The following is a 26158-nucleotide window of genomic DNA, read 5'->3' on the forward strand; positions in this document are numbered from 1 at the left end:
CTCACGCACTCCTCTCGGTGTCGCCATGCCTTGGCGGATCGGTGCGGTACCAGCCGGTGATGATCGAGCGCAGTTCGTTGATCGGGCCGGCGGCGAGGATCATCATTATATGGACGATGAAAAAGCCGACCAGCAGCACCATCACCGTGAAATGGATGGTGCGCGCCGTCTGCCTTCCGCCGAGCAGTTCGTTGAGCCAGGGCAGCACCGAGTTCATGCTCGGCGACATGGCAAGGCCGGTGATGATCATGAGTGGCAACAGCGCGAACAGTACGCCGCCATAGGCCATTTTCTGCAGCGTGTTGTATTCGCGTGTGTGGTGGAACCTGAGCTTGGCGTGCTCGATGATGTCCTGCGGCAGCCGCTTGAGATCGTCAAGGCGCGGCGCCAGATCGCGGCGCAGATGGCCGTTGACCAGGCTGGCGACCAGCCAGACGACCAAGGTGGTTGTCAGTATCCAGGCGAAGAAGAAATGCACGACGCGGGCGGTGCCGAGATCGTAATAGGACGGGATTGTCGCCCAGGACGGGAAGGCACGCGACGTTTGCTGCCCGGCCGGGCCCGACCAGCCGAGCACGCCGGTGGTGTCGAAGCGATGGCCGAAGATTTCGGTGTAGCCGCGCGGGCCGGTCGCGGTGTTTTCGGCACCGATGGCAAAGACAGTGTTGTTGTAGCCGAAGCCGGATTGCTTGCCGATGTAGAGCTGCGGGCGGGCGTTGAAGATCTGCAGGCCGGACAAGAGCATGAAGAACAGCGAAATGGCCCACAGCCAGTGCGTCAGACGCGTCCAGCGCGATTGCCGGTAGATCAGCGTCGCATCCTTCGTTGAGGCGGCATCGACGCCTGCGCCGGGCTGACTCACGGTAATGGTTTCCATCTTTTCCTCGCCTCCGGCTGCGCGATCCTGGGATGGCCGCGCTCGTCCTTGTCCTCCCAATACGTCGCTATCGAAAGCGATGTTTCATGCGGTCACGTTTTTATTACGGGCACGGGTTTATCGCGGGCACGGATACTCAATTGCCGAGGCTCACCGCGAGATTGACGACGGCGGCGACGATGACGGCGTTGAAGAAGAACGACAGGATCGAATGGACAAGCACCACGCGGCGCATATGCGAGGTCGTGATCGCGGTGTCGGCGGTCTGCGCGGTCATGCCGATCACCGTCGCGAAATAGAGAAAGTCCCAACCGTCCGGCCGTTTGCTGCCGGGAAAATCGAGGCCGCCGACCGGTATCTTCTTCTTGGTTTCGGCATCGATCGCGTCGCCGTCCATCCAGTAGACATGCGCATAGTGGAGGGCGGCCATAGCATGGATGGTGAACCAGCCAAGCGGGATCGACAGCATGGCGAAGCCGAGTTCGATGGGGTCGCGATCCTTGTGATTGATCAAAAGGAACAGCAGGACAATGGCCATGGCGACGATGCCGAGCGTGATGGCAAAGATGCCCAGCACTGGGAGGTCCAGTTCGCGCGCGTTCTTGCTGAGATAGCGGCCGGACAGCAGCGGCATCTTGGCGATGACGAGCGCGATGAAGACGACGAAGAAGGAATCGGCGGCAATCGAGATCGAATAGGCAAGCCGCGTGGAGACGGGGAGCGATCCAATCAAAGGCAATACCGCGGCAAATACGACCAGACCGACGGCTAGCGACACAAAGAACTGCTTGTGCCGCTGCAAGGGGTTATTCGGCGATGTGTCGGCCATAGCCCGACCTCGGATGATGCTTCACGTCTGGTCGGGTGTGACGGATTTCAGAGCCCGCCGCAAGATACGGTCGAGCTCACCCAGGAAACGCGAGCGATCCTGTGGCGCAAAGCTGGCATTGTAGCCCTTGCTCTCGCCGGTTTCGCGCAGATGCTGCTTCAAATCGCGCATTGCAACCGCCATGCCGATGGTCTCCGGCGTGAACGGCCGGCCGGTTGGCCCAAGCACATGCGCGCCGAGCGCCACGGTGCGAGCGGCAAGCGGGATGTCGGCGGTGATCACGATGTCGTTGGGTTTTGCGTTCTCGACGATCCAATCGTCAGCGGCATCGGCGCTTTTAGAGACGACGACGTTGCGAATCATCGGATCGCGCGACGGACGCAGCCCGCCATTGGAGACGTAGGTGACGACGACACCATGGCGCTCGGCGACCTTCTCGACCTCGGCTTTCACCGGGCAGGCGTCGGCGTCGACGTAGATGGCGGGTGCGGGCATTATCTCTCCAAAACGGACATGGGGCCGGCATGTTACCCGGCCCCATGCCAGAAATCTCGTACCGTCAGGCCGGCAGCGCGCCCGACTTCTTCGCCGTCCAGGTGGCTATGTAATCCATCAGGCCGGGATTGAGACAGTCATAGGGCTCGAGGCCCATCGACTTCAACTGGCCGCGAATGCCGTCCATGCGCTTGGGGTCGACACCGGATTCGATGATCGACGAAACGAAAGCGGTGAAGCCCGGCGGTGACCAGCCGTCTTCCTGGAAGCGCTCGGGATGGATGAAGGACAGACCCTTGAACGGATGGTCGCGCTCGACCGGTCCGTGCATATGGACACCGCAGCCGGTGCAGGCGTGACGCTGGATAAGTGCCGAGGGGTCGACCACTTTCAGCTTGTCGCCGTTTTCGGTGACTGTGACATCGCCGGTGCCGGCTACGGCCACGACCGAGAACACCGCGCCGTCAGGCTTCCAGCATTTGGTGCAGCCACAGGCATGGTTGTGGGCGATCTGGCCCTTGACCTTCACCTTCACCGGCTTGCTGGTGCAGGCACAGACCAGCGTGCCGCCGGCAAAGCTTGCGCTTTCCTTCGGCAGGCCATTGTCGATTTTCGGATGCAGTTTCTCAGGCATTATCTTCCTCCCTTGTTGAACCCATGCAACTACAGTCGCTGGCCCTTCGGTCGGCGGCTTCTTCTCCTCAATAAACGACGACGCTCCTGATCGACTTGCCCTCATGCATGAGGTCGAAGCCCTTGTTGATGTCTTCCAGCTTCAGCAAATGGGTGATCATCGGGTCGATCTGGATCTTGCCGTCCATGTACCAGTCGACGATTTTTGGCACGTCAGTGCGGCCGCGTGCGCCGCCAAAGGCGGTGCCCATCCAGGTGCGGCCGGTGACCAGCTGGAACGGCCGGGTCGAAATCTCCTGGCCGGCGCCGGCCACGCCGATGACGACCGACTTGCCCCAGCCGCGATGCGAGGCTTCCAGCGCCTGGCGCATCACCTTGGTGTTGCCGGTGCAGTCGAATGTGTAGTCGGCGCCGCCGATCTGGTCGGCGCCGCGCTTGGTCAAGTTGACGAGGTGAGGAACGATGTCGCCGTCGATCTCCTTCGGATTGACGAAATGCGTCATGCCGAAGCGCTCGCCCCATGCCTTCTTGTCGTTGTTGAGGTCGACACCGATGATCATGTCGGCGCCGGCGAGCTTCAGGCCCTGGATGACGTTGAGGCCGATGCCACCGAGACCAAAGACGACAGCAGTCGCGCCTTGCTCGACCTTCGCGGTGTTGATGACCGCGCCGATGCCGGTGGTGACGCCGCAACCAATGTAGCAGATTTTGTCGAAGGGCGCGTCCGGGTTGACCTTGGCGACGGCGATCTCGGGCAAAACGGTGAAATTGGAGAAGGTCGAGCAGCCCATATAGTGGAAGATCTTGTCCTTGCCGATCGAGAAGCGCGAGGAGCCATCGGGCATCAAGCCTTGGCCCTGCGTGGCGCGGATGGCGGTGCACAAATTGGTCTTGCGCGACAGGCAGGATGGGCACTGCCGGCATTCCGGCGTGTAGAGCGGGATGACGTGGTCGCCCTTCTTGACCGAGGTGACGCCCTTGCCGACATCGACGACAACGCCAGCGCCTTCATGGCCGAGGATTGCCGGAAACAGGCCTTCGGGATCAGCGCCCGACAGGGTGAACTCGTCGGTGTGGCAGATGCCGGTCGCCTTGATCTCGACCAGCACCTCGCCTTCGCGCGGTCCGTCGAGGTCGACCTCCATGATTTCCAACGGCTTTCCGGCGGCGACAGCGACAGCGGCGCGGGTTTTCATTAGGCAATTCCTCCCAAGGCGATTGGTCTTCAGGCTTTCAGGGTTTTTATACTGTTTCAACCCGATTTGGCGACCAAATATGGCGCAAATCTTGGCCCAGTCGTCGGCGAGCCCAACCTTCGCCCCTCGGCACGGCCCTGGCGGGCAGGGAGTGTCTTGATGGGTGCGCTGCCGGCGGTGCTTGAGCCCGGCTGCCGAAGCCCATAAGAAGGACGAAAGACCGAGGAAACGCCTTCGATGTTCACGAAAATCCTGATCGCCAATCGCGGCGAGATTGCTTGCCGCGTCATCAAGACGGCGCGCAGGATGGGGATTGCCACCGTAGCGGTCTATTCCGACGCCGATCGCGACGCCGTGCACGTCGAAATGGCCGACGAAGCCGTGCATATCGGGCCATCGCCTGCCGCGCAAAGCTATCTTCTGCCTGAAAAGATCATCGCTGCCTGCAAGGAGACGGGCGCGCAGGCCGTGCATCCCGGCTACGGTTTTCTGTCGGAGCGGGCCGCCTTCTGCGACGCGCTTGAGGCTGAGGGCATTGTCTTCATCGGTCCGAAACCCAAGGCTATCAAGGCGATGGGCGACAAGATCGAATCGAAGAAGTTCGCCAAGGCCGCTGAGGTGTCGACGGTTCCCGGCTGGCTTGGTGTCATCGAAAATGCCGACCATGCCGAAAAGATCGCCGGCGAGATCGGTTATCCCGTGATGATCAAGGCCTCGGCCGGCGGCGGCGGTAAAGGCATGCGCATTGCCTGGAGCCAGTCGGAAGTGCGCGACGGCTTCGACCGGGCGCGCTCGGAGGCGAAAAGCTCGTTCGGCGACGACCGCGTCTTCATCGAAAAGTTCGTCGTCGATCCGCGTCATATCGAAATCCAGGTGCTGGCCGACGCGCATGGCACCGCCCTCTATCTCGGCGAGCGCGAATGCTCGATCCAGCGTCGGAACCAGAAGGTGGCGGAAGAGGCGCCGTCGCCATTCCTCGATGCCAGGACGCGCAAGGCGATGGGCGAGCAGGCCGTGGCGCTGGCCAAGGCGGTCGACTACCAGAGCGCCGGCACCGTCGAGTTCATCGTCGATGCTGAAAAGAACTTCTATTTCCTTGAAATGAATACACGATTGCAGGTCGAGCATCCGGTGACGGAGCTTGTTACCGGCATCGACCTGGTTGAGCAGATGATCCGCGTCGCCGCCGGCGAAAAGCTCGGCATCAAGCAGAGCGACGTCACGCTGAACGGCTGGGCGGTGGAAAGCCGGCTCTATGCCGAGGATCCCTATCGCAATTTCCTGCCCTCGATCGGCCGGTTGACGCGCTACCGGCCGCCGGAGGAGGGCACGTTCGGCGATGTCGTCATCCGCAACGACACCGGCGTCACCGAAGGCTCCGAGATTCCGATGTTCTATGATCCGATGGTGGCAAAACTCTGCACCTGGGCGCCCACGCGTATCGAGGCCATCGATGCCATGTCGGAAGCGCTGGACAGTTTCGTCGTCGACGGCATCGAGCACAACATCCCGTTCCTGGCGGCGCTGATGCAGCATCCGCGCTGGCGCGAGGGGCGGATATCGACGGGCTTCATCGCCGAGGAATATCCTGACGGCTTCGCGCCGATCGTGCCCAATGGCGATGAAAAGGCAGTGCTGGCGGCGATCGCCACCGCGGTCGAGCTTCTGCGCCGCGATCGGCTTGACCGGCTGGGCGGGCGGCTGGCGCCGCATTCGGGCGCACTCAAGCGCGATTGGGTGGTGAAGCTCGGCGACGACTATCTCCAGGCTTCGATCATCGAGGGCATGATCTCCATTCCGATGGAAATCGATCTGTCGGTCGATGGCGGCAAAGCGCTGACCGTGGCGTCCGACTGGCGGCCGGGCGACCTCATCTGGCGCGGCACTGTCGGTGCCCGCAAGGTCACGGCGCAGATCAGGCCGCTGCCGAACGGCCTGCGCATCGCCTGGAAGGGCATGTCGGTGACGGCGCGCGCCATGCTGCCGCGAACGGCGGAGCTGGAAAGGCTGATGCCGGAGAAGGTGGCGCCGGACACGTCCAAGATGCTGCTTTGCCCGATGCCGGGCCTGGTCGTGTCGATCGCGGTTGCCGAGGGGCAGGAGGTCAAGGCCGGCGAGACGCTGGCCGTGGTCGAGGCGATGAAGATGGAAAACGTGCTGCGCGCCGACCGCGATCTTGTCGTGTCGAAGCTCAACGCCAAGCCGGGTGACAGCCTGGCTGTCGATGCGGTGATCATGGAGTTCGCCTAGAGATTGTTTGGAAATTCTACTCCGGCGGCCATCTGAAGGTGGTTTCTGCGCTTCCCGTGCTCACGGACCAATGGCCGCTGCGCTCCGGTTCTCGGAACCACCATCATATGACTCGAATTTCGAAACAATCTCTGAGCCGTGCGGCTGGGTACGGAAGCCTGTGGTCGGTGGTCATTTGTGCTGGACTGGCATCGCCCGGTCCGGGACAATACATCTCCATCGACTCAAAGCCCTTCGAGCAATTTGAAACATCATGGCGGATGACAAACTTCCACGCGATCCCCTGAGGCGCGAAGCAGCGCTCGCTGCTGCGCGCCCGGAGGCGCCGGCGCGGCCGTTCATCCATCTGCGGGTGCATTCGGCGTATTCGCTGCTCGAGGGCGCCTTGCAGGTCGCCGCCGTTGTCGGTCATGCCGTCAAGGACGAGTGCCCGGCAATCGCAGTCACCGACACAAACAATCTGTTCGGCGCGCTGGAATTTGCCCAGAAGGCGGTGAAGGAAGGCATCCAGCCGATTATCGGTTGCCAGATCGATCTCGCCTTTTCCGGCGAGACCAGCGACGCGCAGCGCGACCGCCGCCGCCATGGTCCGGAGATGCACGCCGTGGTGCTGCTCGCCGCCACCGAGGCCGGCTACAGCAACCTCGTCAGGCTGGTCAGCCAGGTCTATCTGGAGACGCCGCCGGGCGAGCCCGTGCATCTGACGTCAGCAATGCTGGAAGGCCATAGCGATGGCCTGATCTGCCTCAGCGGCGGGCCGCGCGGCCCGATCGGCCGGGCGCTGAAGGAGGATCGCCGAGATCTTGCCGAGACGCGGCTTCTGGCACTCAAGGCGCTGTTCGGCGACCGGCTCTATGTCGAGCTGGACCGTGTTTCCGGTTATGACCGCGCTATCGAGAAATCATCGGTCGACCTTGCCTATATCCATGATCTGCCGCTGGTCGCCACGAATGAGGCGTTCTTCGCCGCCCGCGACGACTATGACGCGCATGATGCTCTGATCGCCATTGCCGAGGGTTCGGTGGTTGCCGCCGACAACCGTCGCCGGCTGACTTCGGACAATTTCCTGCGCAGCCAGGCGGATATGGCGCGGCTGTTCGCCGACCTGCCGGAAGCGATCGACAACACCGTCGAGATCGCGCTGCGCTGTTCCTATTATCCCAAGACCCGCAATCCGATCCTGCCACGCTTTACCGGCGGCGATGTCGCCGACAATGAGGTGGCGCTGAAAGCGGAGGCCGATGAACTGCGCCGGCAGGCCCATGAAGGTCTCGACGCCCGGCTGGCGGCGCATGGACCCACCGCCGGCTACACGGTCGAACAATACCGCGAGCGGCTCGATTTCGAGCTCTCCATCATCGAGAAGATGAAATTTCCCGGTTACTTCCTGATCGTGGCCGACTTCATCAAATGGGCGAAGGCGCAAGGCATTCCGGTCGGGCCGGGCCGTGGTTCGGGCGCCGGATCGCTGGTCGCTTATTCCACCACCATCACCGATATCGATCCGCTGCGCTTCTCGCTGCTGTTCGAGCGCTTCCTCAATCCGGACCGCGTGTCGATGCCCGACTTCGACATCGACTTCTGCCAGGATCGGCGCGAAGAGGTCATCCGCTACGTCCAGCAGAAATATGGCCGCGACCAGGTGGGACAAATCATCACCTTCGGTACGCTGCAGGCGCGCGCGGTGCTGCGCGACGTCGGCCGCGTGCTGCAAATGCCTTACGGCCAAGTCGACAAGCTCTCCAAGATGGTGCCGCAGAACCCGGCCAATCCGGTCAAGCTGGCGGATGCCATCGCCAACGAGCCGCGCTTTGCCGAGGAGGCCGAGAAGGAGCCGATCGTGCAGACGCTGCTCGATATGGCGCAAAAGCTGGAAGGGCTCTACCGCCACGCTTCGACGCACGCCGCCGGCATCGTGATCGGCGACCGGCCCTTGTCGGAACTGGTGCCGATGTACCGCGATCCGCGCTCCGACATGCCGGTCACCCAGTTCAACATGAAATATGTCGAGCAGGCCGGGCTGGTAAAATTCGACTTCCTCGGCCTGAAGACGCTGACGGTGCTGGAGACGGCGGTGAAGCTGATCCGCCGGCGCGGCATCGCGATCGACCTGGCGACGATCCCGCTCGACGATCCTGAAACCTACGCCATGCTGTCGCGCGGCGAAGTGGTCGGTGTGTTCCAGGTGGAAAGTGCCGGCATGCGCAAGGCGCTGATCGGCATGCGGCCCGACTGCATCGAGGACATCATCGCGCTGGTGGCGCTCTACCGTCCCGGCCCGATGGAGAACATCCCGACCTACAACGCCAGAAAGCATGGCGAAGAGGAGATGGCATCGATCCATCCCAAGATCGACCATCTGGTGAAGGAGACGCAAGGCGTCATCGTCTACCAGGAACAGGTGATGCAGATCGCGCAGGAACTGTCGGGCTATTCGCTCGGCGAAGCCGATCTGCTGCGTCGCGCGATGGGCAAGAAGATCCGCGCCGAAATGGACAAGCAGCGCGAGCGCTTCGTCACCGGTGCGGTCGAACGCGGCGTCGGCAAGCCGCAGGCCGACTTCATCTTCGACCTTCTGGCCAAGTTCGCCGACTACGGCTTCAACAAATCGCACGCGGCCGCCTACGCCGTCGTGTCCTACCAGACCGCCTATCTCAAGGCGCATTACCCCGTCGAGTTCCTGGCGGCGTCGATGACGCTCGACATGGGCAATACCGACAAACTCGCCGATTTCCGCCAGGATGCGCTGCGTCTCGGCATCGAGGTGGTGGCGCCGTCGGTGATGACCAGCTTCCGCAATTTCGAGGTCGGCGAGAACCGCATTTACTATTCGCTGGCGGCCCTCAAGGGCGTCGGCGACGCTGCGGTCGAGCACATCGTCGCCATGCGCGGCGAAAAGCCGTTCAAGAATCTCGCCGATTTCTGTGAAAGGGTCGATCCCAAGATCGTCGGCAAGCGCGTCTTCGAAAGCCTGATCATGGCCGGCGCGCTCGACTGCTTCGGCCACGACCGCGCCCAGATGATGGCCGGCGTCGAACGGATGATGGGGCTGGCTTCGCTGGCGCAGCAGAATGCCATTTCGGGCCAGCACGACATTTTCGGCGCGTCGCTCGGCGCGCAGCAGCAGGCGCTCAATTTGCCGCAGACCGATCCGTGGCTTGCCGCCGACCGGCTGCACCGTGAATTCCAGGTCGTCGGCTTCTATCTTTCGGCGCATCCGCTCGACGAGTACAAGGCGGCCCTGCAGAAGATGCGCGTGCAGAACTGGGGCGAGTTCTCGGCTGCGGTCAAACGCGGTGCCGCCGCGGGCCGGCTCGCCGGCACCGTCACCACCAAGCAGGAGCGCAAGACCCGAACCGGCAACAAGATGGGCGTCATCGCCTTTTCCGACACATCTGGCCAATATGAAGCCGTGCTGTTTTCGGAAGGGTTGGCGCAGTATCGCGATCTGCTCGAGCCCGGACGTTCGGTGGTGATCACCGTTTCCGCCGAGGATAGGCCCGAAGGGGTCAATCTGCGCATCCAGACGGTGCAGTCGCTGGAGGATGAGGCCAGCCGTATCCAGAAGGCGCTGCGCATCTTCGTTCGAAATGACGGGCCTGCGTCGGCGATTCAATCGCAGCTTACCCAGCGTGGGGAAAGTCAGGTAAGCATTATCGTCATCAAAGAAGAGGCGCAGGGCGAGATCGAGATCGAATTGCCCAACCGCTACCGCATCTCGCCGCAGATCGCGTCGGCCATGCGCGCGGTGCCGGGTGTGGTCGAAGTCGAGCTCGTCTAGGCTGCGCTGATATACACGGCAATCCCATCGACGTCGGCCAGTGCATGACGGCATAAAGATGCTCTGGGCCTGACATTGCAGCCGATAGGGCCAGCGTGCGGGGCGTGGTTGACCTGACCTTCCTTTGAACCACATGCGTTGAGCAGAAACTTCACAGGAACGCACAATCATGCCCAGCCGCGAACGCGTCGAAGCCTTCCTCAAGGAGGTGGTCGAAGGCAGCCACGTCAAAGCGATCGCCGACTTCTACCATGACGATGCCACCATGCAGGAAAATCTCGGCGTCCCGCGGCGCGGCAAGGAAACACTGATGGCGCATGAGCAGGCAGCACTCGACCGGATCGAGAAGATGCACACCCATCCTGTCCAGACATTCCTGGTCGATGGCGACAATGTCGCCATCCGCTGGACCTTCGACCGTGTCGACAAGGCCGGCACCGTGCGCCGGCTGGAAGAGGTGGCCCTGCAGCGCTGGCGTGGTGACCGGATTGCGGAGGAGCGGTTCGTCTACGACACCGCCTCGGCCTGGCGCCTCGTCGGGCCGGACGGCAAGGTGGTGGAGGGCTGACGGTCACCGGGGCCACTAGATCATGATGAGATTTGGTTGAAATCTCATCATGATCTAACCCTTTGTTGGAGCATGATCTTTTCCAAAAACCGGCACCCACTTTTTGGGATCATGCTCTAGACGGCCCCGGCTGGGACAGTTACGCACTTGGTGATGAAAGCAGCCGAGAAGGACGGATTGCAGCAAAGCTCAGCGATGGCGCGGCTGCGTGACCGGCTGCGCAAGCTCTATCACGGACGCACGCCGGCGGCGTTCCGGTTTCAGCTGGTGGCGGTCATCATCGACCTCGCCATCATCGCCTTCTTCGTTGCCACGCCGGTGCTCCAGGACAAGCCGTCATTCCTGTGGCTCGACTATACCGTCGCCGCATTGGTCGCCGCCGACCTGATTGCCCGGCTGTTAGCCTCCAACGACATGCTGCGGCTGATGAAACAGCCGACATCCTGGGTCGATGTCTTCATCCTTCTGACGCTGCTGATGCCGACGGCGCTGGCAAATCTGGCGTTCCTGCGCATCCTGCGGCTGTGGTCGCTGTCGCGCAGCGGCTCGCTGTGGCGGCATTTCGAGATGCGCGGGCTAAGGCCATGGCGCGAGGCGAGCCAGGCGGTCATCAACCTTTTGACGTTTCTCTTCGTCATCACCGGTTTCGTCTACACCTTCTTCTTCCGCTCCGGCGCCGGCCTCGAAAACTATGTCGATGCGCTTTATTTCACCGTTGCCACGGTGACGACGACCGGTTTCGGCGACATCGTGCTGCCGGGAATTGCCGGCAAGCTGACCGCAATCGTCACCATGATCATCGGCATCTCGCTGTTCGTCAGGCTGGCGACAGCGATCTTCCGACCGGCCAAGGTGCTCTTTCCCTGTCCACAATGCGGCCTGCAGCGGCACGAACCGGACGCCGTGCATTGCAAGGCCTGCGGGCATCTCCTCAACATCCCCGACGAAGGAAGCTGATTGGCGGCGGTGCTATGACGTAGCCACTTCCGCTGGTTGCGGCGCCTTGCGCTGCAGGTTGAGCAGGTTGCCCAGCAGGATCAGCAGGGCGCCGCCGGCGGTGAAGGCGTCGATCTGCTCGCTATAGAGCAGCCAGCCGATCAGCGCCGATAAAGGCACGCGCAAGAAGTCCATCGGCGAGATGACGGTCGCGTCGGCATAGGCGAGTGCGCGGGCCATGCAGAAATGCGAAGACATGCCGGTGAAGGCAATCAGCAGGATCCATGGCCAGAGTTCGAGCGGTGGGTTGCGCCATTCATAAAGCGCCGGGATCAGGCCGACCACTGACTGGATGATCAGCATCCAGAAGATGATGCGCACGACGCTGTCGGTGCGTGTCAGCGACTTGACCATGACCACCGAAATGCCGAAGCAGACAGCGGCGCCGAGCACGATCAGGTGCCCCGGATCGACGGCGCCAACGCCGGGCCGCACGATGATCACCACGCCGATCAGCCCCAGCGCGATCGCCGCCAGCTTGGGTCGGGAGAGCCTTTCGCCGAGGAAGGCCACCGCCAGCAGGGCCGTCCAGATCGGCGTCGTGAATTCGATCGAAATCAGCACGGCCAGCGGGATCAGTGTCAATGCGTAAAGCCATGCCGCCTGGCCGGTATAGTGGATGACATTGCGGGCGAGATGGGCGACGGGGCGCTGCGTGCGCATCGCCGCAAAGCCGCCGCTCACAATCACCAGCGGCAGCAGGATGAAAAAGCCGATCACCGAGCGCAGTTCCAGCACCTGGAACACGTTGAGCTCCGCGGTCGTGGCGCGGCCGGCGACCGACATCGCCAGGAACGAGGCGATCGACAGCGCCATCCAGAACGCGGCTTTGGGGATCGATGGGGAAGGTGCCATAGGCGCTATGTCGCAAGCCGGGGCTTCCATCGCAACCGCTAGGCGACGCATTCGACTGGGCCAGACCCGTTGCAAAACAGCCATGCTGGAAGTGGAACCTGACGCAACGGCAGGCGTTGGTTCCCGGTATTGGCCAATTGCTGGACGCATCGTTTCTTAAACATCAAGGGGGGAGAGATTCCGATGAAATCATTCGCGCGGTTTCTGCTAGCCGGCTGCCTGCTAACTGCAAGCGCCGCGGCCCATGCCGACGAGGCGAATTTTCTCAGCTCCTTGCAAGGGAATTTCTCCGGCAAGGGGACAGTCAAGGTCACCACCGACGCACCGACGGTGAATGTGTCCTGCACCTTCAATTCCGACGCGACCTCGAGCTCATTGTCGCTTGACGGCAATTGCCGTGGTCTTGTCGTGGTGACGCGCGCCATCAGCGCCAATCTGAAGGCCCGCGGGGCGAAGTATACAGGCGTCTATGTCGGGTCGCGCACCGGGCCGGCACAGCTCGCCGGCAGCCGTTCTGGCAACGCGATCAGTCTCGGCATTCGCTGGGCGGCGGAGGTCAATGGCGATCGTAAGGCGCGGTTGACGGTCGAGAAAACCAGCGGCGACGGAATGCGGTTGACCGTTACCGACGTCGATCCGAAAACCGGCAAGAACGTGGTGACGAGCCGCATCGATCTCAAGCGTATCTAAGCCGTCTCACTCCTCGATCGGCTCCGGCGGGTTGGCGTTGCGGCCTTTGCCGAAGGTGTAGCCGGTTTCCACCGCCTTCTTGCCGAACTTGTCGCGCAGCGTATCGATGGCGCTTTCGGCCATGGCGCGCTTGCGCGAGCCGACGTCGACGAGATCGGGCGGATCGGCCTTCTCGTCATCCGAGAGATCGCTGACACCGATGCCAAGCAGCCGGTACTTTGTCCCGTCCGCCTCCTTGCGCAACAGCTCGAGCCCGGTCTGGAAAATGCGGTCGGCCAGCCGGGTCGGGTCGCCGAGCTGGCGGTTGCGGGTACGCAGCTTGAAATCCTGCGTCTTCAGCTTCAGCACCACGGTGCGCCCGGCAATGCCTGACTTCTTCAGCCGCGCCGAGACCTTTTCCGACAATCCCCTCAGCACTGGAACCAGTTCGCCCATTTCAGCTATGTCGGTGTCGAAAGTGGTTTCGGCCGACACACTTTTCGCATCCTGGTCGGGATCGACACGGCGGTCGTCCTGGCCGCGCGAGAGATGGTAGAGCCGGGTGCCCATCACGCCATAGCGGCGCATAAGATCGGCGCGCTCCATGCGCTGCAACTGGGCGATGCTGCGGATGCCGTCGCGTTCGAGCGTTGCGGCAAAAGCCTTGCCGACGCCCCAGATCAGCGTCACCGGCTGTTCGGCCAGGAAACCCAGCGCCTCGGCTTCGCCGATCACCGAAAAGCCGCGCGGCTTGCGGAAATCGGAGGCAACCTTGGCCAGGAACTTGCAGTAGGAAAGGCCGGCCGAAACGGTGATGCCGATTTCCTTTTCGACGGTCTGCGCAAAGCGCACCAGCACCACCGCCGGCGGCATGCCGTGCAGGCGCTCGGTGCCGGCAAGGTCGAGAAACGCCTCATCGATGGAGAGCGGTTCGACCAGCGGCGTGAGCGCCTGCATCAAGGCGCGGACATCGCGGCCGACGCGGACGTATTTCTCCATGTTGGGCGGGATGACGACCGCTTCCGGACAGGCTTCGAGCGCCTTGAACATCGGCATTGCCGAGCGCACCCCCTTGATGCGGGCGATGTAGCAGGCGGTGGAGACGACGCCGCGCTTGCCGCCGCCGATGATCAGCGGCTTGTCCTTCAGCGCCGGATTGTCGCGCTTTTCGATCGCCGCATAGAAGGCGTCGCAATCGATATGCGCTAGATGCAGCTGGTAGAGCTCGGGATGGCGGGTGAGTCGAGGGCTGCCGCAACGCTCACAGCGCCTGGTATCGCTGCGCTGAAAGGTCAGGCAGTCGCGGCAAAAACCGTGCTCGGGATTGTTGACAGGGGCCGCCATCGCTGCGAACATAAAGAGAACAGATGCAATGGTACGTCAGGACGGAAGCCGCCACAAGCGGTTAGCCGGGAGAGAACTCATGAGCACCACCATAGCGCCGCTGGCGCCTGACCTATGGGCGGATTTCGAGGATCTTTTCGGCAAGCAGGGCGCCTGTTACGGGTGCTGGTGCACGCATTTCCGGATGGCGCCGGCGGTCCGGCGGGCCAGCGACAAACAGCGCAACAAGGATCATATCAAGGCGCGCATCGACGCAGGGCCGCCGCCGGGGCTTTTGGCTTTCGAGGACGGCATAGCGGTCGGCTGGATGCAGATCGGCCCGCGCGCCGACGTGCCCGAATGGAACAATCGGGGCAGGGGCTCGGCGCCGGTCGATCCAACCGACGCCGTAGATCCCGGCGTCTGGGCCATCTCCTGCTTCTTCATCCGCGCCAGCGCGCGCGGCCGGGGCGTCAGCCACCGCCTGGTCGAGGGCGGCATCGCTTTTGCCCGCCAGAACAAGGCGCGGCTGGTCGAGGCGTGTCCGATCGACGTGTCGCGCGATTCGCGTTCGATCGGGCTGTTCGTCGGCTCGTCGCGTGTGTTCGAAAAGGCCGGCTTCGAGCGGCTCCTCGAACGCAAGGCCGGCCGGCCGCTGATGCGGCTGGTGTTGTAGTTAATTACCCGTCGGCGTTTGTTGATGTCCTGTGGAAGCTGTAGGTTGGTTTCATAGCAGACGAACGAAGCGTTCCTTTTTGGTCAAATGGAGAATTTTGTGAACCGTGTCTTGCCGCTTGCTTTCCTTCTCGCCCTCAGCGCTCCTGCCTTTGGCCAGGCTGTCGATGCCCAAGGTGCCAAGCAACTTTCCGATGAGCTCTCTCGCTATGTCGGCAAACAGGCGCTCAATGAAGGCATTTTGAAGATCTCAGCCGAGGAGGGTGCCTACAAGATCACCTTCGATGTGAAGGCGCTTGTGGCGAAGATGCCGAAGCAGGATCTGAAGCGGTTCGATTTCCCGCCCGTCACGCTGCGGATCAAACCGCGCAGCGACGGAGGCTGGGATGTCGCCTCGGATTTCTCTACGACTGGGTCCATCGAGGTAAATGGCCCAAATGGCCTGAACACCGGGCAAATCGTTGTCAAGGATGGCAAGTTCACGGGCGTCTATGACCCGGAACTGGCGGCATTTACCAGCGGCACCAGTTCGATTGCGGGCATGACGATGACGTCGCGCCAAGTCAGTCAATTGACCGATTTGAGCGTGGGGCTGGGCTCTTCCAAATTTGACGCCAGCAAGTCGGCCAACGGCGGCGTCGATCTTAATTTCACACAGGCGATGGCGGACTTCGTCGAAACGGTCAAAATCGATGACCGGTCAATCGCAGCGCTCCGGGCACCGGAGCTCGCTGTGAACGTGACCGCTAAGGCCATTCAGACCAAGCCGCTTCTGGATCTTTTGGCGTTCGCCGTCGCCCATGAGGACGAGGCGCGGCTGAAGGCCGATCAAGCAGAGTTCAAAACGCTTCTGCTCGGTGCGCTGCCGCTATGGGAACGGATCGATGGGACCTACGCATTCAAAAACCTTGCCATTGAAACATATGCCGGCAATTTCGGCGCGGCGCAGCTGAACACCGTTGTCGGCATGGACGGCATCACCAAGGACGGCAAGATCAGCTACGCATTCAAGGTTTCCGGCCTGACAATACCGCAGCAGATGCTGCCCAGTTGGACCGTTGCGTTGCTGCCGACGGATCTCGACCTGAATTTCGGCGGCGCCAACATCGATCTCGACAGTATGGCTCGGAAAACCATAGAAACCCTCGATTTCAGTAAGGATCCACCGCTTCCGGCAGATTTCGGCGATGAGATTTCCGCCGATTTCTTGGCCAAGACACCAAAGTTCGTGCTTGGACACAGCACGGTCAAGAATGGTGACATTGAGGTCGCCATGGAAGGCGAAATGACCTTCCCCGACAAGAAGCCCGATGCCAACGTGACGATCGACGTGACTGGCTACGACAAGATCGTGGCAAGCCTGCAGGAGGCGGCGAAGACCGACCCGCAGGCCTCACAGGCTTTTACCGGCGCCTTGGCCATCAAGGGATTTGCCAAGACGCTGCCGGATGGCCGTATCGAATGGGTGATCAACGCCAGGCACGATGGGTCGGTGACGGTCAACGGCGCCATGCTGAAGGGGCCGGATCCGGTCGTGGAAGACAACACCGATCAGGATGCGATCCCTGGCGAGGGCAACAATGGCGGAGCAGGGGCGAAGCTGCAGCCTTGATCGCCAAGCTTGGAGGCGCTTGGGCTTAAAGCCCGAGCGCGCTCGCGATCTTCGGCGCGGCATCGCGCCAGTCCTCGACGGAGATGATGTCGTCGGGCACCGGCGGCATGAAGGCGCGCAGCGAATTGTCGGCCATCAGGTGGAAGAGATGCGCGTCGGCGACGGAATTGCGCGCCGAGATAAGATTGGCGGGCTGGTCGTCGACAAAGGCCACCGGCCGGCCGTTCTTGCCGCGGAGTTTCGCCACCGCCGGTCCCTTGGCCATCTCGGTGGTCAACAGCGGATAGGGCAGCCCGAGCGCATCGAGATGGGCGCGGCGCGCAGCGCGATGCCGGTGCGGCATGGCGGTCAAAAGGACGATCTCGGCGCGGTCGCCAAGGCTGGCAAGCGCTTGTTCGGCACCATCGGTGACGCTCTGCCAGTCGGCCTGCGTATCGAAGAAATCTCCGAGAAGTGCCGTCACCTCCGGCTGTTCGATCAGCCGGCCGCTCGCCGTTTCGGCAATGTTGCCGGTGAGACGGAACGAGGCCAGCGTCAGGCCGAAGCCGCGCGATTTCAGGAAATGCGGAAACGGCCGGATGAATTCGAGCACGACATCGTCGACATCGAGGATCAGCAGAGGCCGGTTGTCGGCTGCAAGTTCGGCGATCTGGCGTGCCGTCTCGGGATCGTCGCTCATATCGAATGCTCATGGTCGTCGCCGCCAAGAGGCAGCGCGCGCAAAGCCTTGCCGACTGAGGCAGGCGGGGTGCCGGATTCCTCGGCAAAGCGCAGCAAGGTCGGCTCGTGGGCGAGGATGAACTGCAGCACGCCGGCAAGGAATCCCGGTTCGGCCGCGGCGCGGCGGATGGCGGACGCCTCGATGCCGGTGATGGCCAGGAAGCGCGGCAGGAGTTCGGGGTCGGCGGCGACGAAGCCCAGTGCCTTCACGGCAATGGTTTCCGCTTCCTCGCGCATTGACGCTGCGTTTGCCATCACTACTTTCTCGTTGCGGAAATGAGTCTCTTTTCCGCAGTAATCGCAAGCGTCGCCTGCGGCAAGCCACAGCCCCGATCCAATGTGGTTTTCGAGGTGGAATCCGAATGGCTTTTGCCGCTTCGGGTTTCCATTTCGTCAATCATATTGCCTTAAGAGCGGGCGAGGGTTTGGTGTGCTTCGACAAGGGCGCATAGCGGCAGGGCTTCGGGCAGAAGCCTGGCCGGGATGGGAAATCGATGCCTAAGAAGGTCATGATCGTCGAGGACAACGAGCTCAATATGAAGCTCTTTCGCGACCTCATCGAAGCAAGCGGTTATGAAACGGTGCGCACGCGCAACGGGCTCGAGGCGCTCGATCTGGCGCGCCAGCACAGGCCCGACCTGATCCTGATGGACATCCAGCTACCCGAAGTGTCGGGGCTGGAAGTGACGAAATGGCTGAAGGAGGACGACGACCTCCATTCCATTCCGGTCATCGCCGTCACCGCCTTCGCAATGAAGGGCGACGAGGAACGCATTCGCCAGGGCGGTTGCGAGGCCTACATCTCCAAGCCGATCTCGGTGCCGCGTTTCATCGAGACCATCAAATCCTATCTCGGTGATGCCTGATGCCTTCAGCCGGAGCCCTTGTGACATGACCGCGCGGATCCTCGTCGTCGACGACATCCCTGCCAATGTCAAACTTCTCGAGGTTCGGCTGCTGGCCGAATATTTCGAGGTGTTGACGGCCTCCAACGGGCCGGACGCGATCGAGACCTGCGAAAACGGCAAGGTCGATGTCGTGCTGCTCGACGTGATGATGCCCGGCATGGACGGGTTCGAGGTCTGCAAGCGGCTGAAAAGCGATCCGGCGACCGCGCATATACCGGTGGTCATGGTGACCGCGCTGGGCCATGTTGCCGACCGGGTGCGCGGCCTCGAGGCAGGCGCCGACGACTTTCTCACCAAGCCGGTCAACGATCTGCAACTGATGACGCGGGTGAAGAGCCTGGTCAGGCTGAAGTCGCTGACCGACGAGCTGCGGCTGCGCGCATCGACCACCCGCAACATCGGCATCGAGGCGCTGTTGAGCCGCAGCTTCGCGTCGGAGGACGCCACGCCGAAGGTGCTGTTGATCGACGAGCGCAAATCGTCGTTCGAGCGCATCCAGAACATGCTGCGCGGCAGCGCCGAGCTCGACATTGCCACCGATCCGCATGCCGGCTTCTTCCAAGCCGCCGAGGCGCCCTATGAGTGCGTGCTGATCTCGACCGGTTTTACCGATTTCGATCCGCTGCGGTTGTGTTCGCAATTGCGTTCGCTTGACCGCACCCGCTTCCTGCCGATCATCCTGATTGCCGATGACGGCGAGGAGGGGCGCATCATTCGCGGGCTCGAGCTCGGCATCAACGACTATCTGATGCGGCCGATCGACCAGCAGGAGCTGACGGCGCGGCTGCGCACGCAGGTGCGCCGCAAGCGCTACAACGACCAGCTGCGCGCCAGTGTCACCCAGACCATCGAGATGGCGGTGACCGACGCGTTGACCGGGCTGCACAACCGCCGCTACCTCGACAGCCATTTGCAGACGCTGTTCGACCGCGCCGTGGCGCGGCGGCGGCCTCTGTCGGTGATGATCACCGATCTCGACCGCTTCAAGACCGTCAATGACTCGCATGGCCATGATGGCGGCGACGATGTGCTGCGCGAGTTCGCAAGGCGGCTGCGCAAGAACGTCAGGGGCATCGACCTTGCCTGCCGCTTCGGCGGCGAGGAATTCGTCGTTGTGATGCCGGACACGGACGGCACGGTGGCGGAGAAGGTTGCCGAGCGCATTCGCGCCGAAATCGCCCAGCTGCCGTTTGCCATCGGTCCTGACGGCAAGGCGATCGAAGTCACGGTCAGCGTCGGCGTGTCATCGGTTCTGAAGGGCGCGGACACGGCCGCAGCGTTGATGAAACGTGCCGACGTGGCGCTCTACGAAGCCAAAAGTGGCGGCCGCAACCGGGTCGTCGCCAAGGCAGCGTAGGCTAGACCACCGATTATGCAGTCAATCGGACAGGGTTAGGAATTTACCTTAATCCAAGCGATTCGGCAGGCTTGGTTAAGAAACTATTGATTTTCAAACATTGGTGCGCAAATGTGCGGTGCAAGAACAAGGGCGATGCGGGCACGAGGGTAGACAGCCGCATCGCTTCGCCGAATACCCCATGATGCTCAGGTCCGCCGCATCTCCTGGGTCCGTGGGGTCGGCCGGCCGGCGCTGGCACATAGTGGCCTCCTCGTACCGCTGCCATACGCCGACCGGCCCCCTTTTTTGCCAAAACATGAGATGAGCACTTCGCGCCAAACAGCGGAGGGTTCTGGCTTTTCGGGGCCTTGAATCAAAAACGCCGCCCGAAGGGGCGGCGCTTTTGACAGAGCGTATGAAAACCAGATTACTTGATCTTGGTTTCCTTGAACTCGACATGCTTCTTGGCGACCGGGTCGTATTTGCGGAACGACAGCTTGTCGGTCTTGGTACGGCTGTTCTTGCTGGTCACGTAGAAGAAACCGGTGTCGGCGGTCGACAGAAGCTTGATCTTGATGTTTGCGGCTTTGGCCATTGTATCAGTCCGTTATGTTCGTGGGGTTTTGGCCGCTGGAGCGGGGGAAAACACCCGGACGCGGGAAACTTGGCGCGACACATAAAGAACGTGCCCGGAAAGTCAAGCCCGACGCCTTGCCTGTGTCGTAAGCACATGAGTTGTCCGGATTAGGTAGCACATGAGTTGTCCGGTTTTATCATCGGCCCGATGGAGGCTGAGGATGAGACGGACAGCATGGCTATAGGCCGGCGAATGCCGCGACGCTGCGAAGCGGCGCTGGTTCGGCAGGGTGGATTGGTCACCCGCGCCCAACTCTTCGCAGGCTCAGGGCATTCGAATCTCGAAAAACCACGCAATTGGCTTTTCGTCCGCTACGGACCGCTTCTCACCTCACAACGGAGAAGGTAAGGCCGGTGCTTCCCCTCAGCGGGGCCGAATTTCTAGGCTTCTTCCTTAACTGGAAGTGCTTTCTTCCAGTCCCCGGTGGTGTTCCACCAGCGATTCGGATTGGCGCGGTCGTCCAGGCCCTTGGAGCGGCTGGCGAGGATCGGCTGGATGCGGATCACCGGCTCCTGGTAGGAATGCGCCTGGAAAATCGCCTCGACGACGCGGGCGGCGAGCACCTGGTCGTCGGGCAACTCGAACGAGACCTCGACGGTGCCGGGGCGGCGGCGCAGTTCGGTTTCGACGCCGGCGGCTGCACCTTCCAGCGGTCGGTAGCGTTCGATGCCGTGCGCCGTTTGATAGGCGTTGCGGTCGTATTTGCCCATTGCCAGCGGCGCGATCGCGACCACGGCGTCCATGATGCGGTCGACATCGGCTGCCGGGGCCTGGAAGCTGACAAGCAGCAGAAGCGTCATGCGCAGAGATGTGGTTTCAAAGCCGCTGTCGATCATCGCCGTATCCTCAAACTCGGGTTTTTTGGGACACCCTTTTAGCTGAGGTCTCCTGACACGGTTCTGTCAGCAGCGGCGACGTCCGGTCAGGATTGCGCAGGCTGGCGACGGACAGGCTACCAGATCTTGCGGACCAGCCTGGCGCTGACCAAGGCGAGATAGGCGGCAAAGAACAGGCCGAGCGACCAGCCGAAGCCGGAGGGCCCGAAGGCATCCATGCCGATGCCGATCGCCTGCGGGCCAAGCACCATGCCGACGCCGTAGCAGAGCACGAAGGCGGCGTTGGCCGAGGCCAGTTCATGGCCGGAGAGCTGCGAGCCCAGATGGGCAAGGCCGATCGTGTACATGGCGGCCACCACGCCGCCCCAGACGAACAGAAGCGCCGCCATCAGGTGCCAATTGCCGGCGAAGAACGGCATGAAGATGGTGCCGACAAGTCCGACCGTGGCGCAGGCCAAAAGCAGATAGCGGCGGTCTGAGACGCGGTCGCTGATCATGCCGATAGGGATCTGCAACAGCACGTTGCCGAGGCCGATCATGGTGAGCAGGAGGGCTGCATCCGCCTCGGAATAGCCGATGCGGTTGCCATAGACGGGGAACAGCGCAAAGCCGCCGGTCTCGACGGCGCCGAACACCAGCACGGCGGCGGTCGCTGTCGGCACCAGCCAGATGTAGCGCAGGAAGTTGCTGGTTTCGCCGTCAACCACGATTGTGGGACTTTCATTCCGTGCGGCCAGCACCGGGATTGCGGCCAGCGCGACCAGGACGATGATGACGCCAAACGGCAAGAAGCCGGTGCTGCCGATATGGGCGAAGATCCATGGCCCGGCGGCGAAGCCGAGCGACAGCACTGTGGCGTAGATGCCGAGCACCAGGCCGCGCCGGCGCGGCGGCGCCGAGGTGCTGATCCAGAATTCCGACAGGATGAACAGCACCGTCAGCGCGATGTGCAACACGACGCGTAGTGGGAACCACATCCAGAAGTCCGGCGCGAAGTGGAAGCCGACAAAGGCGAGCGCGCCGGCGGCGATCATGGCGATCATCGTCCAGGCGACGCCGAAGCGCATCGCCAGCGGCGTGGCCAGCGGGGCGCCGGCGATCGAGGCGAGGCCGGCGACCGCGGTGTTGAGGCCGATCATCGATGCCGAGTGGCCGCGGCTCTCGAGAATAACGCTGAGCAGCGGCATGCCGAGGCCTATGGCGATGCCGACGACGCTGATCGACGAGATCGCGGCGATCATAGGTAGCCAATGTACGCGCTCGTCGCCCTCTTGCTGGGTATCGACCGTCATGTGATGCCTGAATACTCTGTTTGTTTGATATTGCGTAATTCCGGACGGAAAACCGCGTCACACTTTTCCTGGAATTGCTCTAAAGAATTTCGCGAACGAAGCGGTTGCGGACAAGCCGGTAGAACGGCACGGACCCACCGGGTCGCAGGCGCGGATCGTCGGCAAGCCGCGTCTCCAGCTCCTGCAAGATCGTTCGGGTGATGTCGGGGATATCGGCCTCTCTGGCCTTGGCAAGCGGCAGCCAGACCAGTTCTTCCAGCTCATTGGTCGGGCCGCCACCCGGCAGTTCCACGGCGACATCGCTGCGCCAGGCGCTGAAGAAGCGGGTGTCGAAACGACGCACGCGATTGGGCGGGGTGATGGCGCGGGCGATGAAGCGCAGCGGCGCCAGCGAAGGCTGGACGCCGTGCTCGACAAAGCCCTGCCAGTCGCGTTTGTCGGTTGCGAACGAGCCTTTGCTGCCGATGAGCAGGCCGGCTTCCTCATAAGTCTCGCGGATGGCCGAGAGCGCGATGGCACGGGCCCGCGACGGGCTGATGCGGCCGACGCCGGCGGTCAGCCTGGCTTCTTCCTCCGGGAGCAATGGGGTGGCAACGGCAATGCGGCTGTCGGCCGAATCGGTGCGGCCGCCGGGAAAGACGAACTTGCCGGGCATGAAGGCGTGGCCTGCATGGCGCCGGCCCATCAGCACCAGAATCTCGTCGCCCTCGCGGTCGAGCAGGATCAGGGTGGCGGCATCGCGCGGGCGTATGGGCAGGCCGCTGTGGGCGGCTGCGCCACGGTCCATCCTGCTGACTTCCGCCTTGGTCATACCTTCCATGCGCAGGACCTAGCGGAAACTTCTGGCAAACGAAAGTGGCCTTTCACGGTCGGCATGTTGCGCCAGGCGACATTGCCCTGACGCAAACTAGGTTCCGGGATGCGGCTCGGTGCCGTCTTTTTCGCCGCCGAAGCCGTGCATATAGAGCGCCCATTGCAGTCCGATGACGGCGCCCTTGACCGGTTGCAGCAGAGCGACCGACAACACGATGGTCAGCGGCACCCAAATGGCGATGTGCTGCCACATGGAGAGCGTCGACGTCGCCTCGACGCCCATGAAGGCGCCGAGAACGATGTGGCCGACGATGACGATGACGAGATAAGCGGGCAGGTCGTCGGCGCGGTGGTGGTGGAACTCCTCACCGCACGCGGCGCATTTGTCGACGCTTTTGGTGAAGCCGGCGAACAACCTGCCTTCGCCGCAATGCGGGCAGCGGCCAAGGGCGCCGCGCTTCATCGCCGTCCACAGCGGGCGGGCGACTCGGCCCGAATGATGTTCGCCGCCGAAAACCTGCTTCTGGATTCCCATTTCGCTTGCCATTATCGTCTCCTGCCGCGCGACCCCGGGCGCGATTGCGACGCGCGGGCGCGGCCTTTTGCCTTGTGAAACGACCGTTTGGAGCCGGGCAGGGGCTTCGGGTCGGTCAGCATCTCGAAACGCATCGCGCCGGCCATAGGCGCCACCTCGATCAGGCGAACCTCGACGCGGTCGGCAAGCTGATAACCCTTGCCGGTGCGTTCTCCGAACAGCGATCGCGCGGTTTCGTCATATATATAGTAATCGCCATCCAGACTTGACACCGGGATGAAGCCATCTGCGCCAAACTGCGGCAATTGGACAAATAGTCCCGATTTGGTGACGCCCGAAATGCGGGCGTCGAAGCGGTCGTCGATGCGCTCGGCGAGGTAGGCAGCGATCAGCCGGTCGACGGTGTCGCGCTCGGCCGCCATGGCGCGGCGCTCGGTGCCGGAGATCAGCACCGCGAAGTCTTCCAGCTGCGTCGCTTCGTCCTGCGTCAGCCCGCCAGGGCCGAGCCCAAGTGCGGCAATCAGCCCGCGATGCACGATCAGATCGGCATAGCGGCGAATCGGCGAGGTGAAATGCGCGTAGCGCTTCAGGTTGAGGCCGAAATGGCCGATGTTCTTGGGCGAATATTCGGCCTGACTCTGCGAGCGCAGCACCACTTCGTTGACCAGCCCCTCATTGTCGGCGCCACGCACGCGCTCGAGAATGCCGTTGAACTGGGCGGGCCGCATCTGCGCGCCACGCGCCAGCGACAGGCCGAGCGTCTGCAGGAACTCGCGCAGCGATTCCTGCTTGGCCAGCGACGGCGCATCGTGGACGCGGTAGACCAGCGCCTGCTTCTTCGCTTCCAGCGTTTCGGCGGCGGCGACATTGGCCTGGATCATGAATTCTTCGATCAGCTTGTGGGCGTCGAGCCGCTCCGGGACGACGACGCGGTCGACGGTGCCGTCCGGCTTGAGCAGGATCTTGCGCTCGGGCAGATCAAGCTCGAGCGGCTGGCGGCCATCGCGGCCGCGCTTGAGGATGGCGTAGGCGTCCCACAGCGGCTTCAGCACCGTATCGAGGATCGGGCCGGTCTTGTCGTCAGGAAGGCCGTCTATCGCGGCCTGGGCCTGCGGATAGGCGAGCTTTGCCGCCGATTTCATCATGACGCGGTGGAAGGTGTGACGCAGCTTGCGGCCATCGGCGGCAAAAATCATGCGCACGGCAAGCGCGGGACGGTCCTGGCCTTCTCGCAGCGAGCACAGGTCGTTGGAGATGCGCTCTGGCAGCATCGGCACGACGCGGTCGGGGAAATAGACAGAATTGCCGCGTTTCAGCGCCTCGCGATCGAGTGCGGTGCCATAGCGGACATAGGCTGCAACATCGGCGATCGCCACCGTGGCGATCACGCCGCCGGGGTTCTTCTCGTCGAGGTCGGGCGTGGCGAAGACGGCGTCGTCATGGTCCTTGGCGTCGGCCGGGTCGATGGTCACCAGCGGCAGGTCGCGCCAGTCCTCGCGGTGAGCAAGCGTCGCCGGTTTTACCGCCTCGGATTCGGCGATGACGTCGGCCGGGAAGATATGCGGAATGTCGTGCGCGTGGATGGCGATCATCGAGACCGCCTTTTCGCTGGTCAGCGAGCCCAGCACAGCCAGCACTTTTGCGCGCGGCAAACCATACCGGGAGGCCCGCGCCGGCTCGACCTCGACAAGGTCGCCGTTCCTGGCGCCGTTCTGGAATTCCTTGTCGACGATCAGTTCGGGCTGGCGACGTTCGACCGGCTCGATTCGGAAGGTGCCGTCCCTCAGGATACGGAAGACGCCCAGCACGGCATCTGTCCGCTTCTCGAAAATCTTCATTACGCGGCCCGTATAGGCAGGCCCGGTCGCCTCGTCGGTCGGGAAGGTCTTGGCCAGCACACGGTCGCCAATGCCCGGCTGCGGGCCATTGCCGCCGCGGGAGACGCGGATCGAGACGACAGGCGGTTCGCCGGTGCCTACGGGCTCGGCAGGATGCGCCAGCAGGATGCCGTCGCCATCGCGGCCAAAAATGTCGAGTACGGCGACATGCGACAAGGCGCCGACACGGGCCAGCCGTTTGCGCTCCTTGGTCAGGATGCCTTCGTCCTGCAGGTCGCGCAGGATGTCCTTCAGCCAAATGCGGTCGTCGCCGCGCAAGGCAAAGGCCTTGGCGATGTCGCGTTTTCCCGCGCGGTCGGGGTTCTCGGCGATGTAGCGCAGGATTTCGTCACGCGACGGGCGATAGTCGTCCTTGACCTTGGCGCGGGTATCGGCGGTGCGCGGATCGCCGTGGCTTCTACCGGTGATCCTGCGCGCCACG

The 26158-nt window shown here is 62.7% G+C and carries 24 protein-coding genes; 9 read left to right on the forward strand and 15 right to left on the reverse strand.

The features are described 5' to 3' along the window. Position 1 precedes the first annotated feature (1 nt). The 5 genes from NKI61_RS05065 to NKI61_RS05085 form a co-directional block, all read right to left on the reverse strand. Positions 2-877 (reverse strand): cytochrome b/b6 domain-containing protein, encoded by an 876-nt coding sequence (locus tag NKI61_RS05065; protein ID WP_352838949.1) that lies wholly within the window; start codon positions 875-877, stop codon positions 2-4. Between the two features lie 136 nt (positions 878-1013). Continuing rightward, on the reverse strand, positions 1014-1706 hold the full coding sequence (locus NKI61_RS05070; RefSeq protein ID WP_023688301.1) for a DUF1345 domain-containing protein: 693 nt from the start codon (positions 1704-1706) through the stop codon (positions 1014-1016). Between the two features lie 21 nt (positions 1707-1727). Continuing rightward, positions 1728-2201: a YaiI/YqxD family protein gene (locus NKI61_RS05075; RefSeq protein ID WP_023695438.1), complete on the reverse strand. Its 474-nt coding sequence runs from the start codon at positions 2199-2201 to the stop codon at positions 1728-1730. Between the two features lie 64 nt (positions 2202-2265). Continuing rightward, on the reverse strand, positions 2266-2835 hold the full coding sequence (gfa, locus tag NKI61_RS05080; RefSeq protein ID WP_023729860.1) for an S-(hydroxymethyl)glutathione synthase: 570 nt from the start codon (positions 2833-2835) through the stop codon (positions 2266-2268). 67 nt (positions 2836-2902) lie between these two features. Continuing rightward, the gene (locus NKI61_RS05085) at positions 2903-4030 is read right to left on the reverse strand and encodes an S-(hydroxymethyl)glutathione dehydrogenase/class III alcohol dehydrogenase (protein WP_023681583.1); all 1128 of its coding nucleotides are present in this window, start codon (positions 4028-4030) and stop codon (positions 2903-2905) included. Positions 4031-4267: 237 nt separating this feature from the next. On the opposite strand from NKI61_RS05085, the gene NKI61_RS05090 reads away from it, so the two are divergent. From NKI61_RS05090 to NKI61_RS05105, 4 genes are all read left to right on the forward strand, one after another. Continuing rightward, on the forward strand, positions 4268-6280 hold the full coding sequence (locus NKI61_RS05090; protein WP_023815379.1) for an acetyl-CoA carboxylase biotin carboxylase subunit: 2013 nt from the start codon (positions 4268-4270) through the stop codon (positions 6278-6280). Between the two features lie 253 nt (positions 6281-6533). Continuing rightward, on the forward strand, positions 6534-10061 hold the full coding sequence (gene dnaE / locus NKI61_RS05095) for a DNA polymerase III subunit alpha (protein ID WP_352838950.1): 3528 nt from the start codon (positions 6534-6536) through the stop codon (positions 10059-10061). 169 nt (positions 10062-10230) lie between these two features. Continuing rightward, on the forward strand, positions 10231-10629 hold the full coding sequence (locus NKI61_RS05100) for a nuclear transport factor 2 family protein (RefSeq protein WP_023667583.1): 399 nt from the start codon (positions 10231-10233) through the stop codon (positions 10627-10629). Between the two features lie 153 nt (positions 10630-10782). Beyond that, complete coding sequence (locus NKI61_RS05105; protein WP_023695434.1) at positions 10783-11586, forward strand: potassium channel family protein; 804 nt, start codon at positions 10783-10785, stop codon at positions 11584-11586. Positions 11587-11598: 12 nt separating this feature from the next. Here the strand turns inward: NKI61_RS05105 and NKI61_RS05110 are convergent, their stop codons facing one another. Then, on the reverse strand, positions 11599-12480 hold the full coding sequence (locus tag NKI61_RS05110; protein WP_023695433.1) for a DMT family transporter: 882 nt from the start codon (positions 12478-12480) through the stop codon (positions 11599-11601). A gap of 183 nt (positions 12481-12663) precedes the next feature. Between NKI61_RS05110 and NKI61_RS05115 the strand changes: the two genes are divergently transcribed. Further along, positions 12664-13170, forward strand: a complete 507-nt coding sequence (locus tag NKI61_RS05115; RefSeq protein WP_023681578.1) for a hypothetical protein — start codon at positions 12664-12666, stop codon at positions 13168-13170. A gap of 6 nt (positions 13171-13176) precedes the next feature. Here the strand turns inward: NKI61_RS05115 and NKI61_RS05120 are convergent, their stop codons facing one another. Beyond that, positions 13177-14505 (reverse strand): DNA polymerase IV, encoded by a 1329-nt coding sequence (locus NKI61_RS05120; protein WP_352838951.1) that lies wholly within the window; start codon positions 14503-14505, stop codon positions 13177-13179. Between the two features lie 67 nt (positions 14506-14572). Between NKI61_RS05120 and NKI61_RS05125 the strand changes: the two genes are divergently transcribed. Further along, on the forward strand, positions 14573-15148 hold the full coding sequence (locus NKI61_RS05125; protein WP_023821406.1) for a GNAT family N-acetyltransferase: 576 nt from the start codon (positions 14573-14575) through the stop codon (positions 15146-15148). A gap of 99 nt (positions 15149-15247) precedes the next feature. Beyond that, the gene (locus NKI61_RS05130; protein ID WP_352838952.1) at positions 15248-16759 is read left to right on the forward strand and encodes a hypothetical protein; all 1512 of its coding nucleotides are present in this window, start codon (positions 15248-15250) and stop codon (positions 16757-16759) included. Positions 16760-16784: 25 nt separating this feature from the next. Here NKI61_RS05130 and NKI61_RS05135 read toward each other — a convergent pair whose 3' ends face one another. Both NKI61_RS05135 and NKI61_RS05140 read right to left on the reverse strand, forming a co-directional pair. Further along, positions 16785-17438: a hypothetical protein gene (locus NKI61_RS05135; RefSeq protein WP_352653743.1), complete on the reverse strand. Its 654-nt coding sequence runs from the start codon at positions 17436-17438 to the stop codon at positions 16785-16787. Then, a complete protein-coding gene (locus tag NKI61_RS05140; RefSeq protein WP_352838953.1) occupies positions 17435-17734 on the reverse strand; it encodes a DUF3572 domain-containing protein in 300 nt (99 codons plus the stop codon). The genes NKI61_RS05135 and NKI61_RS05140 overlap by 4 nt, the downstream gene beginning before the upstream one ends. Before the next feature lie 239 nt (positions 17735-17973). Between NKI61_RS05140 and NKI61_RS05145 the strand changes: the two genes are divergently transcribed. Continuing rightward, positions 17974-18345 carry a response regulator gene (locus NKI61_RS05145; protein WP_023667574.1) on the forward strand — a complete coding sequence of 124 codons (372 nt, stop codon included), beginning with the start codon at positions 17974-17976 and terminating at the stop codon, positions 18343-18345. Between the two features lie 25 nt (positions 18346-18370). Further along, positions 18371-19744, forward strand: a complete 1374-nt coding sequence (locus NKI61_RS05150) for a PleD family two-component system response regulator (protein WP_352653746.1) — start codon at positions 18371-18373, stop codon at positions 19742-19744. A gap of 409 nt (positions 19745-20153) precedes the next feature. On the opposite strand, the gene rpmG is transcribed toward NKI61_RS05150, so the two are convergent. The 6 genes from rpmG to rnr form a co-directional block, all read right to left on the reverse strand. Then, entirely contained in the window at positions 20154-20321 is a 168-nt protein-coding gene (rpmG, locus tag NKI61_RS05155) for a 50S ribosomal protein L33 (RefSeq protein ID WP_006201775.1), read from the reverse strand. Positions 20322-20743: 422 nt separating this feature from the next. Beyond that, entirely contained in the window at positions 20744-21199 is a 456-nt protein-coding gene (locus NKI61_RS05160) for a YqfO family protein (protein WP_023688312.1), read from the reverse strand. A gap of 116 nt (positions 21200-21315) precedes the next feature. Next, positions 21316-22491 (reverse strand): MFS transporter, encoded by a 1176-nt coding sequence (locus NKI61_RS05165; protein ID WP_352838954.1) that lies wholly within the window; start codon positions 22489-22491, stop codon positions 21316-21318. Between the two features lie 79 nt (positions 22492-22570). Further along, complete coding sequence (locus NKI61_RS05170) at positions 22571-23311, reverse strand: NUDIX hydrolase (RefSeq protein WP_352838955.1); 741 nt, start codon at positions 23309-23311, stop codon at positions 22571-22573. Positions 23312-23398: 87 nt separating this feature from the next. Continuing rightward, positions 23399-23851 carry a DUF983 domain-containing protein gene (locus NKI61_RS05175; RefSeq protein WP_027050375.1) on the reverse strand — a complete coding sequence of 151 codons (453 nt, stop codon included), beginning with the start codon at positions 23849-23851 and terminating at the stop codon, positions 23399-23401. Next, positions 23851-26157: a ribonuclease R gene (gene rnr, locus NKI61_RS05180; RefSeq protein ID WP_352745638.1), complete on the reverse strand. Its 2307-nt coding sequence runs from the start codon at positions 26155-26157 to the stop codon at positions 23851-23853. Before rnr ends, NKI61_RS05175 begins: the two co-directional genes overlap by 1 nt. Position 26158 lies beyond the last annotated feature (1 nt).

Source organism: Mesorhizobium sp. M0514 (genome assembly GCF_040321145.1).
In the GTDB taxonomy this organism is placed as follows: domain Bacteria; phylum Pseudomonadota; class Alphaproteobacteria; order Rhizobiales; family Rhizobiaceae; genus Mesorhizobium.